Raw genomic sequence first — 13,908 nt, forward strand, 5'->3', positions numbered from 1 at the left:
CGCTTTTTCCGCTGGCCGTCCCGCGTTTTCGCCGGGGCAGGCGCCCGCGTTATACTCTGCCCATGCCCCTATCTCCGTTGGAAAGCCGTCTGCGCTACGAATTTCGCAATGCGGAATTGTTGCGCCAGGCTTTAACGCACCGCAGCCATAGCTCCACGCATAACGAACGGCTCGAGTTCCTCGGCGACTCCGTTCTAAATTGCGCGGTGGCTGCGCTTTTGTTCCAACGTTTCGGCAAACTGGACGAAGGCGACCTGTCGCGCGTCCGCGCCAATCTGGTCAAACAGCAATCGCTTTACGAAATCGCTCAGGCCCTGAATATTTCTGAAGGGCTGCGTCTCGGTGAGGGCGAACTGCGCAGCGGCGGCTTCCGCCGTCCGTCGATCCTGGCTGACACGCTCGAAGCCGTGCTGGGTGCGGTGTTCCTCGACGGTGGCTTCGATGCGGCCCAAACGGTGATCAAACGCCTTTACGTGCCGATTCTCGATCACATCGACCCGCGCACGCTCGGCAAAGACGCCAAGACGCTGCTGCAGGAATATCTGCAGGGTCACAAAATCGCGTTGCCCACGTACACGGTCGTCGCAACTCATGGTGCGGCGCACAATCAGCAGTTTGAAGTCGAATGTACGGTGCCGAAGCTGGACGTCAAAGTGTCCGGTTCCGGCGCGAGCCGTCGGGCGGCCGAACAGGCCGCGGCCAAGAAGGCGCTTGACGAAGTGGTGGCCGCCGCGCCCGCCGTGGTCGCCAAGCCCAAGCGTTCGAAAGGCGCCCGCGCGGCGAAGAATGTCGAGCAGGAGATCGTGCCGGGTGTGACCGGCGTACAGGCTGCCCTTGATTTGCGCAGCCCGGATCGCAAAAGCGAGCGCGGAGCCCGCCCTCCGCCGGTGGCAGAGCCGGCAGCCGAACGGCCGACCCTGACTGCGACGTCCGCGCCGCTGGCTGTGATTCGCGCCGCGCATGTGGAATACAGCGGACAGGACAAGTCAGAGCGCGCGGATAGGGCGGAAAGAGCCGACAAGGCAGCCTCCCACGCAAACGACAAGTCTGCCGACAAAGCCGCGACAGACAAGCCGGCCGAAAAGTTGGACGCCAAATCCGCCGAAATCCGATCCGAAGGCGCCAGGCCTACGGACGTCATGGCCTCTGAAGCCAAGCCTGATGCCGCCGCTGTACGTGGCGCCGACAAACATCGCAGCCGTGAAGCCGTTCCCGGCGCCGCTGTGCCCACGCCTGGCGTGCCGGCACCTATCGAAGACGAACCCGGCGTAGTCGACGCGGTGCAAACCCGCGTCGCCGATGCGGGCCATTGATTGCCATCGGCGCGCCATTCCCCGCGTGTCGATCTGAACTTGCCGTAGCCCGAATATGAACGCTCCCACTCCCACTGGTTTTCGCTGCGGCATGGTCGCGATCGTCGGCCGCCCGAACGTCGGCAAGTCCACGCTGATGAACGCGCTGGTCGGCCAGAAAGTCAGTATCACGTCGCGCAAGGCGCAGACCACGCGCCACCGCATCACCGGCATCCATACGCTTGAAGACGCGCAGTACATCTTCGTCGACACGCCGGGTTTCCAGACCAAGCACAGCGGCGCGCTGAACCGTTCGCTCAACCGCGCGGTCACGTCCACGCTGAGTTCGGTCGACGCGATCCTGTTCGTGATCGAAGCCGGCCGCTTCGGCCCGGACGACCAGAAGGTGCTCGATCTGATCCCGCCGTCGGTGCCCACGCTGCTGATCGCGAACAAGCTCGATCGCGTGTCGGATAAGGATTCGCTGTTCCCGTTCATGCAGCAGGTGGCCGCGTTGCGCCAGTTCAACGAGATCGTGCCGCTGTCGGCGAAGAATCCGGACGACATCAAGCGTCTGATGGCGACGATCAAGCCGTTCCTGCCGGAAGGCACGCCGATCTACGGCGAAGACGACCTGACCGATCGTAGCGAGCGTTTTCTTGCCGCCGAAATCCTGCGCGAAAAAGTGTTCCGCTGGACGGGCGACGAACTGCCGTACACGAGCACCGTTCTGATCGACAAGTTCGAGACAGAAGGGCGCCTGCGCCGCATTTTTGCGACCATCCTGGTGGAACGCGATACGCAAAAGGCGATGATTATCGGCCAGAAGGGTGCCAAGCTGAAGCAGATCAGCACTGAAGCCCGCCTCGATATGGAAAAACTGTTCGACGGCCCGGTGTATCTGGAAACCTTCATCAAGGTGAAGAGCGGCTGGGCTGATAACGAGGCTGGACTCCGCGCGTATGGGTACGAATGACGCGTGGATGACGCTGAATTCCGACGCTGACCCGGACAACTCGGAGCCGGCAGCGCCGGCACGCGAGCCATCCAAACCCGCTCGCAGTACCAAAAAATCCTCATCGGGTGCCAAAAGCGTTCAGGCTGCTCAAGGCGCCGAAGGCGAGCCGCGCAAAGCGCCGGCACGCCGCGCGCCGCGTACCTCTGCTTCCGATTACCGGATTGCGGAGCAACCCGCTTTCGTCCTGCACAGCTATCCCTACCGTGAGACCAGTCTGATCATCGACGTGCTGTCGCGCGATCATGGTCGTCTCGCGCTCGTCGCGAAGGGCGCGAAGCGTCCGCATTCCGCTTTGCGCGGCGTGTTGCAGACCTTCCAGCCGCTTGCGTTGTCATGGACCGGCAAATCCGAAGTGCGCACGCTGACCGGCGCCGAATGGGTCGGCGGCATGTTGCCTTTAGCGGGTGACGCGCTGCTTTGCGGTTTCTATGTCAACGAACTGATGGTCAAATTCTGCGCACGCGAAGACCCGCATCCGCAACTGTTCCATCACTACGTCGTTACGATGACGCGCCTCGCGCATGACGAACCGCCCGTGCAGGTGCTACGTTCGTTCGAGCGCGTGCTGCTGCGCGAAACCGGTTATGCGATGGCGCTCGATCGCACCGTTGCGCGCAAAGCGGTGCAGGCCGAAGGCCGCTACGTGTTCGATCCGGAGCGGGGCGTGCGCGAAGCATCCGACGATTTGCCAGCGCTTTGGCCGGTAATCGCCGGACAGACCTTGCTCGATATGGAAAGGGACGATTACCATCGAGCGCAGACGGTGGGGCAAAGCAAAACGCTGATGCGCTTTCTGCTCAACACTTACCTTGGCGGCACGCCGCTCGCGACGCGCCAGATACTGATCGACTTGCAGAACTTATGAGCTTCTTTCTTACGTCGCCGAATGTGATTGACCTGGGCGTGAACATCGATCACGTCGCCACGCTGCGCAACGCGCGCGGCACGTCTTATCCCGATCCGATCCGCGCCGCGTTGATGGCCGAAGAGGCCGGTGCCGATGTGATCACGTTGCATCTGCGTGAAGACCGCCGCCATATCGTCGATGCCGACGTGCGCAAGCTGCGGCCGCTGTTGAAAACGCGCATGAATCTGGAATGCGCGGTTACGCAGGAGATGCTCGACATCGCATGTGAAGTTCAGCCGCACGACGTTTGCCTCGTGCCGGAAAAGCGTCAGGAGCTGACGACTGAGGGCGGCCTCGACGTCGCCGGCCAGTTCGAAGCCGTGCGCGCCGCATGCAGGCAACTTGCCGCAGCGAATTCGCGAGTGTCGCTCTTCATCGATCCGGACGAAACGCAAATCCGCGCGGCCCACGAAGCGGGCGCACCGGTGATCGAGCTGCACACCGGCCGCTATGCTGAAGCACACGATCCCGCCGAACAGCAGCGCGAATATGAACGCGTGGTGCGTGCCGTCGAGTTCGGCGCAACGCTTGGCATCAAGGTCAATGCGGGTCACGGCTTGCACTACACCAACGTTCAGCAGATCGCCGCGATCGAAGGTATCGTCGAGCTGAATATCGGCCACGCGATCGTCGCGCATGCGATCTTCGCCGGCTGGGACAACGCTGTGCGCGAGATGAAGGCGATCATGGTCGCCGCCCGTCTCGGCGCAAGCGCTTAAGGCCGCGGCGGCGCCCATGACGATCTACGGCATTGGCACGGACATCGTTCAGGTCAGCCGGGTGGCCGCGGTGATGACACGCACCAATGGCCGCTTCGCCGAGAAGGTGCTCGGCCCGGACGAGCTGCGCGTTTATCACGCGCGCCACGCGCGTTCGGCGGCGCGTGGACTCGCCTTTCTCGCCACACGGTTCTCGGCCAAAGAAGCATTCTCGAAAGCGATCGGCCTCGGCATGCGCTGGCCGATGACCTGGCGCGCGTTGCAAACGCTCAACAAACCCAGCGGCGAGCCGATGGTGGTTGCGTCGGGTGAGCTGGCCGAATGGCTCGATGCGCGCGGCATCACGGCGCGTGTGACGATCAGCGACGAACGCGATTACGCCGTGTCGTTCGTGATCGCCGAAACTGGGGATGGCATGCGAGGATCGGACTCTCCCCACGCGCCGGCCAGCGACGAATAAAAATATCTTGAACGCGGCGCACGTCGGCCGAGTCTCTCTTTGCTCCAGGCTTTTTTCTAGCGGAATTCGATGAAAACCACTCCCGGACCGGTCATGCTCGACGTGGTCGGCACAACGCTGAACCACGACGACAAACGCCGCCTTGCCCATCCGATGACCGGCGGCGTGATTCTGTTCGCGCGCCATTACGAGAGCCGCGCGCAATTGATCGCGCTGACCGATTCGATCCGCGCGATTCGCGACGATCTACTGATTGCCGTCGACCACGAAGGCGGCCGCGTGCAGCGTTTTCGCACTGACGGCTTCACGGTGCTGCCGGCGATGGGCAAGCTCGGCGCGCTGTGGGATAGCGACGTGTTACATGCCACCAAGGTGACGACCGCGGTCGGCTATATCCTCGCGGCCGAATTGCGCGCGTGCGGTATCGATATGAGTTTTACGCCGGTGCTCGATCTGAATTACGGTCAGTCGCAGGTGATCGGCGATCGCTCGTTCCATCGCGATCCGCGCGTCGTTACCTTGCTGGCGAAGAGTCTCAACCACGGCCTCGCATTGGCCGGCATGAGCAATTGCGGCAAGCATTTCCCAGGGCACGGTTTCGCGCAGGCGGACTCCCACGTTGCGGTGCCGGTCGACGACCGCGCGCTCGACGAGATCCTGCGCGAGGACGTGGCGCCGTACGATTGGCTTGGCGTGTCGCTCGGGGCCGTGCTGCCCGCACATGTGGTTTATCCTCAGGTCGACTCGAAGCCGGCGGGTTTCTCGCGTGTCTGGCTGCAGGACATTCTGCGCAAAAAATTGCGTTTCGAAGGCGCTGTCTTCAGCGACGATCTCTCGATGGAAGCTGCGCGCCAGGGTGGCACGCTGACGGAAGGCGCGAGCGCCGCGCTGCAGGCCGGTTGCGACATGGTGCTGATCTGCAATCAGCCGGACGAAGCGGAGAAAGTGTTGGACGCACTGCGTTTCACGCCGTCCAAAGAATCGCAGCAGCGGCTTAAGCGCATGCGGCCGCGCGGCAAGGCGCTGAAGTGGAGCAAGCTCGTAGCCGAGCCGCAGTATCTGCAAGCGCAGGCCTTGTTGCGCAGCGCGTTTGCATGAGCGACCGGTAGGCAACTGGTCAGTAGCCAAAGCGTTTGCATCGAGCAAAAAAACGGCGCCTTTTTCAGGCGCCGTTTTCTATTCAAGCCTGGCCAGCCGCGAAGCCGGCCTCGGCCATTCAGTTCAACCGCATCCGTTGCAGCTTGTTGTACAGCGTCTTCGGACTGATGCCCAGCAGCGAGGCCGCGCGATGGCGCGTGCCGCCGACTGCATCGAGCGTCGCGCGGATCAGCATTTCCTCGACGTCCGCGAGCGGCGTGCCGACGGTGACCTGCACGCGGCTGCCGTTCAGATCGCGTCCGTTGACCGAGCCCGCTTCATCGGCACGCAACGATTCCAGCACGTCGCCTGACGCGTGATAGGCCCGGCGTACACGATCCTGCAACTCGCGCACATTGCCCGGCCATTCGTACGAAAGGCACTCGCGCAGGAAATTCGGCCCGACGTGCTTGGTGACTTCCACGGTGCCGCGCGCGATCGCTTCGTGATTCAGTTCGTCGACAACAGCTTGCGCAATCAGCGCCGGATCTTCGCCGCGCTCGCGCAACGGCGGCAACGTGACGGCGGCCGCTTCGAGACGCAGCGCGAGGTCTTCGTGCAAGCTGCCGTCGGCGACCGCCGCGCGTGGATTTTTCCGCGTCGAGGCGATCAGCCGGAAGTCGGTCACCACCTGATTCGTGCCACCAACCCGCATGAAGGTCTGCGAATCGAGCGCGCGCAGCAGCGCTTCCTGCTGGGCGCGCGGCAGTTCGGCGATTTCGTCGATGAACAGTGTGCCGCCGCTGACCTGCTCGAACAGGCCCGGCTCGCGTTGCTCTGCACCACCAAACGCGCCGCGCTCGTGGCCGAACAGCAGGCTGTCGAGCGAGCGATGCGCCGCGCCGCTACCCGCCGTCCGGCAGTCGAACGTGACAAACGGCCCTTTGCGGCGCCGGCTCATGTCGTGCAGCGTGCGCGCGGCGAGTTGCTTGCCCGTGCCGGCTTCGCCGGAAATCAGCACGGCGGCTTCGGTCGGCGCGATATGTTCGATCGTGTCGTACACATGCTGGATCGCGCCGCTGCGACCCAGTAACGAGCCGAAACGACCGAGTTGACGCAGCGACGCACGCAATGTCTGGACTTCTTCGGTCAGCTCGTAGGGACGCGGAATCCGGGCGAGCAGACTGCGCAGACGCGGAATGTTGACCGGTTTGAGCAGATAGTCCCAGATGCCGTGCCGCAGACCCTCGATCGCGCTCTCCACCGTCGCGTTGCCGGTCATCACAATCACGGGCAAGGCGCCGCCGGGCGGGTGCGCGGGCAGGTGCTGCAACACATCGAGCCCGCTGCCGTCCGGCAGATTCAAATCGACCAGCACGACGTCGGGGATGAAGCGCGTCAGTGCCGCCCGGGCCTCGGCGATAGTGGTCGCGGTGTCGACGGAGAAGCCGTCGGCAGCGAGGATGGCGGACAGGCCTGACAGGCTATTGGGATCGTCTTCAACAATCAGGGCATGTGGCATGGCGAGCGCTATTTTTTAGATGGACGGAATGCCCGGTATGCCGCGCCGATACGCTGGCGCGCGACACGGGCGCGGTGGCTGGCCGGTACTGCCGGTCGAATGCCATACCGCGCGGCCAGCGTTGGCCACGGCGGCAGGAGAGCCGCGGACCAATTGGCATGGACGCGGTACAAGGGGCGATTCGACTCACGTAGTTCTGGTCCTTTGCTTTCAGGGAATGCCCGCTCTGACGCGATGTAACGTTTGGGCAGGGCACCTGTATTTCCTTCATTCGACCGGTCAGAAATCCCGGTTGCTGTCGAAGAAACGTCTTACCTCGAGTTCCGCTTGCTCGCGGGTCTTACCGTATCGTTCCTGGATCAGCCCAGTCAATTTGTCGGCGCGGCCTTCTGCCTTGGTCAGCTCGTCGTCCGTCAATTCACCCCATGCTGTCTTGGCCTTGCCGATCATTTGCTTCCACTTGCCTTCAGCGATGTCGTTATTCATGTCGCATCTCCGGAGTTGAGGAAATAAAGCCTTACGGGCCCGTATCCCAGAGAAGCATGGACTGTGCCAAAGCTAATTACTTAAGCTTATCAATGGTTTGTTTGACGCAAAGCAGGAAGAAACGGGCAGCGGACAGGCATTTTTGAGAAAACCACCGGTAAAGTTTTCCTCAACCATACACGGTGGCGCAAAAAAGAAAAAGCGCCCAATGTGGGCGCTTTTTCCTTGCCATTTTTTCACTACGCCGGATTTGCTCCCGCGCAGGATTCGGGCAGCAGGCGCTTTAGGCGCGGCTGCGGTACTCGTGCGTACGCGTGTCGATTTCGATCTTGTCACCGATGGCGCAGAAGAGCGGCACTTGCAGTTCGAAGCCGGTGGTCAGCTTGGCGTTCTTCAACACCTTGCCCGACGACGTATCGCCCTTGACAGCCGGTTCCGTGTAGGTGATTTCGCGGACCAGCGTGGTCGGCAGTTCGACCGAGATGGCTTTCTCGTTGTAGAACACGACTTCGCAAGCCATGCCGTCTTCGAGGTAATGGAGGGCATCGCCCATCATTTCGCCTTCGACTTCGAACTGGTTGTAATCGGCGTCCATGAACACGTACATCGGGTCAGCGAAGTACGAGTATGTGACTTCCTTGCGCTCCAGCACGACGACGTCGAACTTGTCGTCTGCCTTGTACACGCTTTCCATGCCTGCGCCGGTCAGCAGGTTCTTGAACTTCATTTTGACGACGGCGGAGTTGCGGCCCGATTTGTTGTATTCGGCCTTTTGCACGACCATCGCGTCTGCGCCGATCATGACTACATTGCCGGTGCGGAGTTCCTGTGCGGTCTTCATAAAACTGTCCTGTACGAAATAAGTAGCTTCAACTTTTGCTCAACGGCATACGGCGCAAGCGGCTTCGCTGCTCCTCGCACTCTGTACGGCGCGGCGCCGCTCGGGAGCGGCATCTGCCGGGAGCAGTGCGTGGCGCGTGGCCGGCTTGCCGCAGTGACTCGCGGCGAAGTTGCCAACCTGCAACTCCTGCAATCCGTTACCTGCTTTTTACCCTGTGCGGGCGTGTACACGAGTGGCACCGATCGACAGGATGCGCCCCTTTTTTGACATTTCCACCACTCACATCTGGAGACATACGGAGCGGGGAGCAGATCATGCATCTTTCGATGCCGGGTTCGCCAAGGCCAAGCAGACTGGCTGATGGGTGCGCCTCACGAGTTGCCTGGCAAATTTGCCAGGCGCATTTGCCGAATGAATTTCCCAGGGCAACTCGCTGCGATCGGGCCGCGCTTGCGTCGTCGGCCGTTGGATAACCGCTTATTTTAACTGACTTTTTGCGAACAAGGCCAGATTTCCGGCGAGGTCGCCCACCTTGGCCAGTTCGCCGGCCCATTCGGCCGCGCGTTGCTTCAGCGCTGCGCGGTGGCGCTGGAATTCGGCCCAGTCCGGCCGGCCCGCGCCGTTCCATGCGTGCCAGAAGCGTGCGAGGGCGTCCCGCGCGTCGGTGGGCAGGGTGCGGCCATAGTGAGCGAGCGCTGCGTCGAGCTTTGGCAGATGGGCGTCGTCGGCCTGGGGGTAGATGTGCCAGACAAAGGGTTTGGCGGCCCATTGGGCGCGCACGAACGAATCTTCGCCACGCACGAAATTGATGTCGCTGGCCCACAGCAGCGTGTCGTAGCCGGGTTGCCCGGTAAAAGCGAGTGCGTGGACGCTGAGGCTGCCGCGCCCGGCGTGTGAACCGGCGGCAAACGAAGGCAGGTCGAAAAAACGTGCCACCGCGCCCGAAATGCGGCCTTCCGGCACCAGCAGAACGACCGGCTCGGCGCTGTCGCGCCATTGCTCGAGGAGGCTGTCGACGGCGGGGTTTTCGTAGGCGAACAGCGAGACGACCGTAGCCGTGGCCGGTGGCGGCGCGCAGCCGGTGGTCTTTAGCCACCACGCTTCGCGCGCCGCTTGCGACGCCTCGAAAGCCGTGCGCGCGGCGTCGAGATGCCGTTCCTTCAACACGCCGCCGGTGCCGGGGCCGAGTCCTGGGAAAAAGAAGGTCTTCGTCAGCGCATAGCGGGGATGCGGCGATGGCCGTAGGTGGAAATCCGCGACCCAGTCTTCGGCGCTCAGATATTCCAGGTTGAACCAGACCGGCGCGCGCTCGCGCCGCGCCATCGCGGCGACGTAGATCGGCGGCAGCTCGCAGGCGAATGCCTCGATCACGACGTCAGCCACTTCAAGCGTGTCGCCCGCGTGGGCCGGTTCGTGCCAGTGTTCAATGACGATGCCGCCAACCGCCTGACGCGCGCGATCCAGCGCCAGCGACGGGCACAGCATCTGGAACGCATGCAGATCGTCGACGAACACACGCACCTGCCAGCCGTGTTCGCTCGCCAGTTGCTGCGCGAGACGCCAGCACACGCCGATATCGCCGAAATTGTCGATTACCGCGCAAAAGATATCGCAAGCGATTGCCGTGGGCGCGGCGGCAGGTTGTTCGGCAGGAGGCGTAGCGGAGGACATAGTGGCGTGAGTCGCAGAGTGGGACGGGTGGCGTGGTCGGGTTCTGCAGGGCCTTGCCGGCGGGCGATGCAATCAGGTTCAGCCGCCGGCTTGCACCGATGCATCACGCCGCTCGATGCAGCAGGGTTCGAACGCACGCGGAATGCTCTAAACTGGCGATTCTAAAGCACTCGTCCGCGGTTCCGCGCCTAAGTGGGCATTCAGCTCGCAGCACGCGGGCAGAGGCTTCGCGACACTGTCCCAGCCAACCGATTCTGCATGACCGAACCCGAAGCAACCGACGTTTTTGAGCCGAAAAAATTGCTCGCCCAATTGCCGCATCTGCCCGGCGTCTATCGCTATTACGATACGCAGGGCGCGGTGCTTTACGTGGGCAAGGCGCGCGACCTCAAGAAGCGCGTCTCGAGCTACTTCACGAAGACCCAACTGTCGCCGCGCATCGCGATGATGGTGACGCGCATCGCGCGCGTCGAGACGACCGTCACGCGCTCGGAGGCTGAAGCGCTGCTGCTCGAAAACAATCTGATCAAGGCGCTGGCGCCGCGTTACAACATTCTGTTTCGCGACGACAAGTCGTATCCCTATCTCAAGCTGACCGGCCACAAGTTTCCGCGCATGGCGTATTACCGCGGCTCGGTGGACCGCAAGAATCAGTACTTCGGTCCGTTCCCGAGTGCGTGGGCGGTGCGCGAGAGCATCCAGATCCTGCAGCGCGTGTTTCAATTGCGCACCTGCGAAGACTCGGTGTTCAACAACCGCACGCGGCCGTGTCTGCTGCATCAGATCGGCCGCTGTACGGCGCCGTGCGTCGCGGCAATCAGCGAAGAGGATTACGCGCGCGATGTCGCCAACGCGTCACGCTTTCTGCTCGGCCGGCAGGGCGAGGTGATGAAGGAGCTCGAGCAGAAAATGCATGCCTTCGCGAGTGAGCTGAAGTTCGAGCAGGCCGCAGCGGTGCGCAATCAGATGAGTTCGCTGTCGACCGTGCTGCATCAGCAGGCGATCGAAGTCGGCGGCGATAGCGACGTGGATATTCTCGCGGTCGTCGCGCTCGGCGGGCGCGTGTGCGTGAATCTCGCGATGGTGCGCGGTGGCCGGCATCTGGGCGACAAGGCTTATTTCCCTGCGCATGTGGAAAGCGCGTTGACGATCGGTGAGGGCGGCCTGGAAGAGGGCGGCGACGATGACCTGTTGATCGATGCTGCGACCGGCGGCGGTTCGGCATCTGACGAGGCCACAACCGGGGCGAACGCATCGTCCGATGCAACTGATGCACTCGCGATCGCTCAGGAGATGCCGCTCGAAGAGGACGATGACGAGGCAGACGCGGCTGGCGAGACCGAAGCGGATGATGCGGCCGAGTCCGAACTCGAACCCTCGGCGCCGCGCAAGGGCCGTGCAATCGCCGGCGGCATCGAATCTGAAGTGCTGGAAGCGTTCATCGCGCAGCACTACATCGGCAATCGCGTTCCGCCGGTGCTCGTGGTCAGCCACGCGCCCTCCACACGCGAGCTGGTCGATGTGCTGATCGAGCAGGCCGGCCATAAAGTGACGGTGCTGCGCCAGCCGCAAGGCCAACGGCGTGCATGGCTCGCGATGGCCGAGCAGAACGCGCGGCTCGCGCTCGCACGGCTGCTCTCGGAACAGGGCTCGCAGCAGGCCCGCACGCGCGCGCTCACCGATACGCTCGGCATGGAGTGCGACGACCTCGCGCATCTACGTATCGAGTGCTTCGACATCAGCCACACGATGGGCGAGGCGACGCAGGCGTCGTGCGTGGTGTATCACCATCACAAGATGCAGTCGTCCGAATATCGCCGCTACAACATCACCGGCATCACCCCGGGCGACGACTACGCGGCAATGCGCCAGGTGCTCACGCGCCGCTACGAGAAGATGGTCGCGCAAGCGGCAGCGAACGCTGCGGACGAAGCCGCGGAATTGCAAACCGACGCGTCCGCGGACCCGTCGCTCGCAGCGGATGCCGCGGAGCCGGTAGCGGCCGGCGGCATTCTGCCGACCATCGTGTTGATCGACGGCGGCAAGGGCCAGGTCGAAATCGCGCGCCAGGTGTTCACCGAACTGGGTCTCGATACCGGCATGCTGGTCGGTGTCGCGAAGGGCGAGGGGCGCAAGGTCGGCCTCGAGACCTTGATTTTCGCCGACGGCCGCGCGGCGCTCGAGCTCGGCAAGGAAAGCGCGGCGCTCATGCTGGTCGCGCAGATCCGTGACGAGGCGCACCGTTTCGCCATCACCGGCATGCGGGCGAAGCGCGGCAAGACACGCCAGACCTCGCGGCTCGAAGAGCTCGAAGGGGTGGGCGCAAAGCGGCGCCAGCGGCTGTTGGCGCGCTTCGGCGGGCTGCGTGGAGTGGTCGCGGCCAGCGTCGAGGATCTGGCAAGTGTCGAAGGGATTTCGCAAGCGCTTGCCGAGCAGATCTACCGGCAGTTGCACTGATCCCGGTACGCCAGGCTGCCTGAGGAGCGGCAGGTGGCGGGCCAATAAGTGTCCGCGAGGGGCCCGCAGGCGGCTGATACGCGGTGCTTCGGTGACGCGTGTGCCAGGCCCCGCGCGCCGCATTGCTTGTGGCAGGCCTTGTGACACGGCACAATTGCATCTCCCTTGCCAGACGCTGCGCCTGCCCATGCCGTTTAATTTTCCGATTTTCCTGACCTGGCTGCGGATCGTCCTGATTCCGCTCGTTGTCGGCGTGTTTTATTTGCCCGACATGATGATGAGCCCGGCACACCGCAATCTGGCGGCCGCGACGATTTTCATTCTGGCGGCGCTCACCGACTGGTTCGACGGCTTTCTGGCCCGAAAATGGAATCAGACCTCGGCGTTCGGCGCGTTTCTCGATCCGGTCGCCGACAAGCTGATGGTGACGGCTGCGTTGCTGGTGCTCGTGCAACTCGCGCGGATCGATTCGGCGATTGCGCTGGTGATCGTTGGACGCGAGATTGCAATCTCGGCGCTGCGTGAATGGATGGCGCAGATCGGCGCTTCGAAAAGTGTCGCCGTGAATTCGCTCGGCAAGTTCAAGACGGTGTGCCAGATGGTCGCGATTCCGATGCTGCTGTTCTACGGGCCGTTGCCGTTTGGCGGCGGAGTCTACGTTGACACGCGTGTGTGGGGCCTGTGGCTGATCTATCTGGCTGCGTTCCTCACGATCTGGTCGATGCTCTATTACATGAAACTCGCGTGGCCGCAGATCCGCGAGCGGGGCGGCGTTGCCTGACTGGAAAACGATCGAGGGACAACGCTGGCGGCCGCGGCGTGCCCGAACGTCGCCGACGTATAAGTGAAATCTTTTCGGTTAAAGACATTCGCAAAAGGGGTTGACACGTTTCGGTCGATTCTCCATAATCTCGTTTCTCCGATGCACGCAGTTTGAGGCGACGGTGGCAGTAAGAGTGTAGTTGCGGTAATAAGGCAGCAGTTAGCAGGGCAAAGCAGCACAATGCGGGAGTAGCTCAGTTGGTAGAGCGCAACCTTGCCAAGGTTGAGGTCGCGAGTTCGAGCCTCGTCTCCCGCTCCAAATTTTGAAGCAACGCGTTGTTTGGCGAAGTAAAAGTGCAAGGCGTTGTGAAGTAGGGCAATGCGGGAGTAGCTCAGTTGGTAGAGCGCAACCTTGCCAAGGTTGAGGTCGCGAGTTCGAGCCTCGTCTCCCGCTCCATACATAAGGGGAAGCAACGCTTCCCTTTTTGTTTGGTGGGTCGGTCCTTACGGTTGCCCACCAGACAAATCTGAGAATCTGCAGCTAGGTTCCAGTCCGCTTGCGGCGCGATAGCAAAGCGGTTATGCAGCGGCCTGCAAAGCCGTTTAGGCCGGTTCGACTCCGGCTCGCGCCTCCAGTAGTTGATGTAAAGAAAAGCCCCGACTTGTCGGGGCTTTTCTTTTTTTCGGCCGCATCGA

At 62.6% G+C, this 13,908-nt stretch carries 12 protein-coding genes and 3 tRNA genes; 11 read left to right on the plus strand and 4 right to left on the minus strand.

Annotated features, from left to right (window positions below):
• Positions 1 to 62: 62 nt before the first annotated feature.
• The 6 genes from rnc (at position 63) to nagZ (ending at position 5,494) form a co-directional block, all read left to right on the plus strand.
• Positions 63 to 1,313, plus strand: a complete 1,251-nt coding sequence (rnc, locus tag PQR40_RS06325) for a ribonuclease III (protein WP_408334000.1) — start codon at positions 63 to 65, stop codon at positions 1,311 to 1,313.
• A 55-nt stretch (positions 1,314 to 1,368) separates the two neighbouring features.
• A complete protein-coding gene (era, locus tag PQR40_RS06330) occupies positions 1,369 to 2,268 on the plus strand; it encodes a GTPase Era (protein WP_408334003.1) in 900 nt (299 codons plus the stop codon).
• A complete protein-coding gene (gene recO / locus PQR40_RS06335) occupies positions 2,255 to 3,175 on the plus strand; it encodes a DNA repair protein RecO (protein WP_408508625.1) in 921 nt (306 codons plus the stop codon). Before era ends, recO begins: the two co-directional genes overlap by 14 nt.
• Positions 3,172 to 3,936, plus strand: a complete 765-nt coding sequence (pdxJ, locus tag PQR40_RS06340) for a pyridoxine 5'-phosphate synthase (protein ID WP_408222192.1) — start codon at positions 3,172 to 3,174, stop codon at positions 3,934 to 3,936. The genes recO and pdxJ overlap by 4 nt, the downstream gene beginning before the upstream one ends.
• A gap of 16 nt (positions 3,937 to 3,952) precedes the next feature.
• On the plus strand, positions 3,953 to 4,396 hold the full coding sequence (gene acpS / locus PQR40_RS06345; protein WP_408508626.1) for a holo-ACP synthase: 444 nt from the start codon (positions 3,953 to 3,955) through the stop codon (positions 4,394 to 4,396).
• A gap of 69 nt (positions 4,397 to 4,465) precedes the next feature.
• Positions 4,466 to 5,494, plus strand: a complete 1,029-nt coding sequence (nagZ, locus tag PQR40_RS06350; protein ID WP_408334009.1) for a beta-N-acetylhexosaminidase — start codon at positions 4,466 to 4,468, stop codon at positions 5,492 to 5,494.
• A 118-nt stretch (positions 5,495 to 5,612) separates the two neighbouring features.
• Here the strand turns inward: nagZ and PQR40_RS06355 are convergent, their stop codons facing one another.
• The 4 genes from PQR40_RS06355 to earP all read right to left on the minus strand — a co-directional run bounded on the left by PQR40_RS06355 (position 5,613) and on the right by earP (position 9,993).
• Positions 5,613 to 6,995, minus strand: coding sequence for a sigma-54-dependent transcriptional regulator (locus tag PQR40_RS06355; RefSeq protein WP_408334012.1), 1,383 nt, complete (start codon positions 6,993 to 6,995; stop codon positions 5,613 to 5,615).
• Between the two features lie 279 nt (positions 6,996 to 7,274).
• Positions 7,275 to 7,481, minus strand: a complete 207-nt coding sequence (locus PQR40_RS06360; RefSeq protein ID WP_408222184.1) for a CsbD family protein — start codon at positions 7,479 to 7,481, stop codon at positions 7,275 to 7,277.
• A gap of 283 nt (positions 7,482 to 7,764) precedes the next feature.
• Positions 7,765 to 8,322: an elongation factor P gene (gene efp / locus PQR40_RS06365; protein ID WP_408222182.1), complete on the minus strand. Its 558-nt coding sequence runs from the start codon at positions 8,320 to 8,322 to the stop codon at positions 7,765 to 7,767.
• Positions 8,323 to 8,799: 477 nt separating this feature from the next.
• Complete coding sequence (gene earP / locus PQR40_RS06370; RefSeq protein ID WP_408508627.1) at positions 8,800 to 9,993, minus strand: elongation factor P maturation arginine rhamnosyltransferase EarP; 1,194 nt, start codon at positions 9,991 to 9,993, stop codon at positions 8,800 to 8,802.
• A gap of 258 nt (positions 9,994 to 10,251) precedes the next feature.
• Here earP and uvrC point away from each other — a divergent pair, with 258 nt between their 5' ends.
• The 5 genes from uvrC to PQR40_RS06395 all read left to right on the plus strand — a co-directional run bounded on the left by uvrC (position 10,252) and on the right by PQR40_RS06395 (position 13,847).
• On the plus strand, positions 10,252 to 12,450 hold the full coding sequence (uvrC, locus tag PQR40_RS06375) for an excinuclease ABC subunit UvrC (RefSeq protein WP_408222178.1): 2,199 nt from the start codon (positions 10,252 to 10,254) through the stop codon (positions 12,448 to 12,450).
• Positions 12,451 to 12,637: 187 nt separating this feature from the next.
• Positions 12,638 to 13,231, plus strand: a complete 594-nt coding sequence (gene pgsA / locus PQR40_RS06380; protein ID WP_325046140.1) for a CDP-diacylglycerol--glycerol-3-phosphate 3-phosphatidyltransferase — start codon at positions 12,638 to 12,640, stop codon at positions 13,229 to 13,231.
• Between the two features lie 224 nt (positions 13,232 to 13,455).
• Positions 13,456 to 13,531, plus strand: a tRNA-Gly gene (locus PQR40_RS06385).
• Positions 13,532 to 13,593: 62 nt separating this feature from the next.
• Positions 13,594 to 13,669 (plus strand) — tRNA-Gly (locus PQR40_RS06390).
• 104 nt (positions 13,670 to 13,773) lie between these two features.
• Positions 13,774 to 13,847: transfer RNA gene (locus tag PQR40_RS06395), tRNA-Cys, on the plus strand.
• Positions 13,848 to 13,908: the final 61 nt, after the last annotated feature.

Origin of the sequence: Paraburkholderia sediminicola, from assembly GCF_046026855.1 — a bacterium.
Taxonomy (GTDB): Bacteria; Pseudomonadota; Gammaproteobacteria; order Burkholderiales; family Burkholderiaceae; genus Paraburkholderia; species Paraburkholderia sediminicola_A.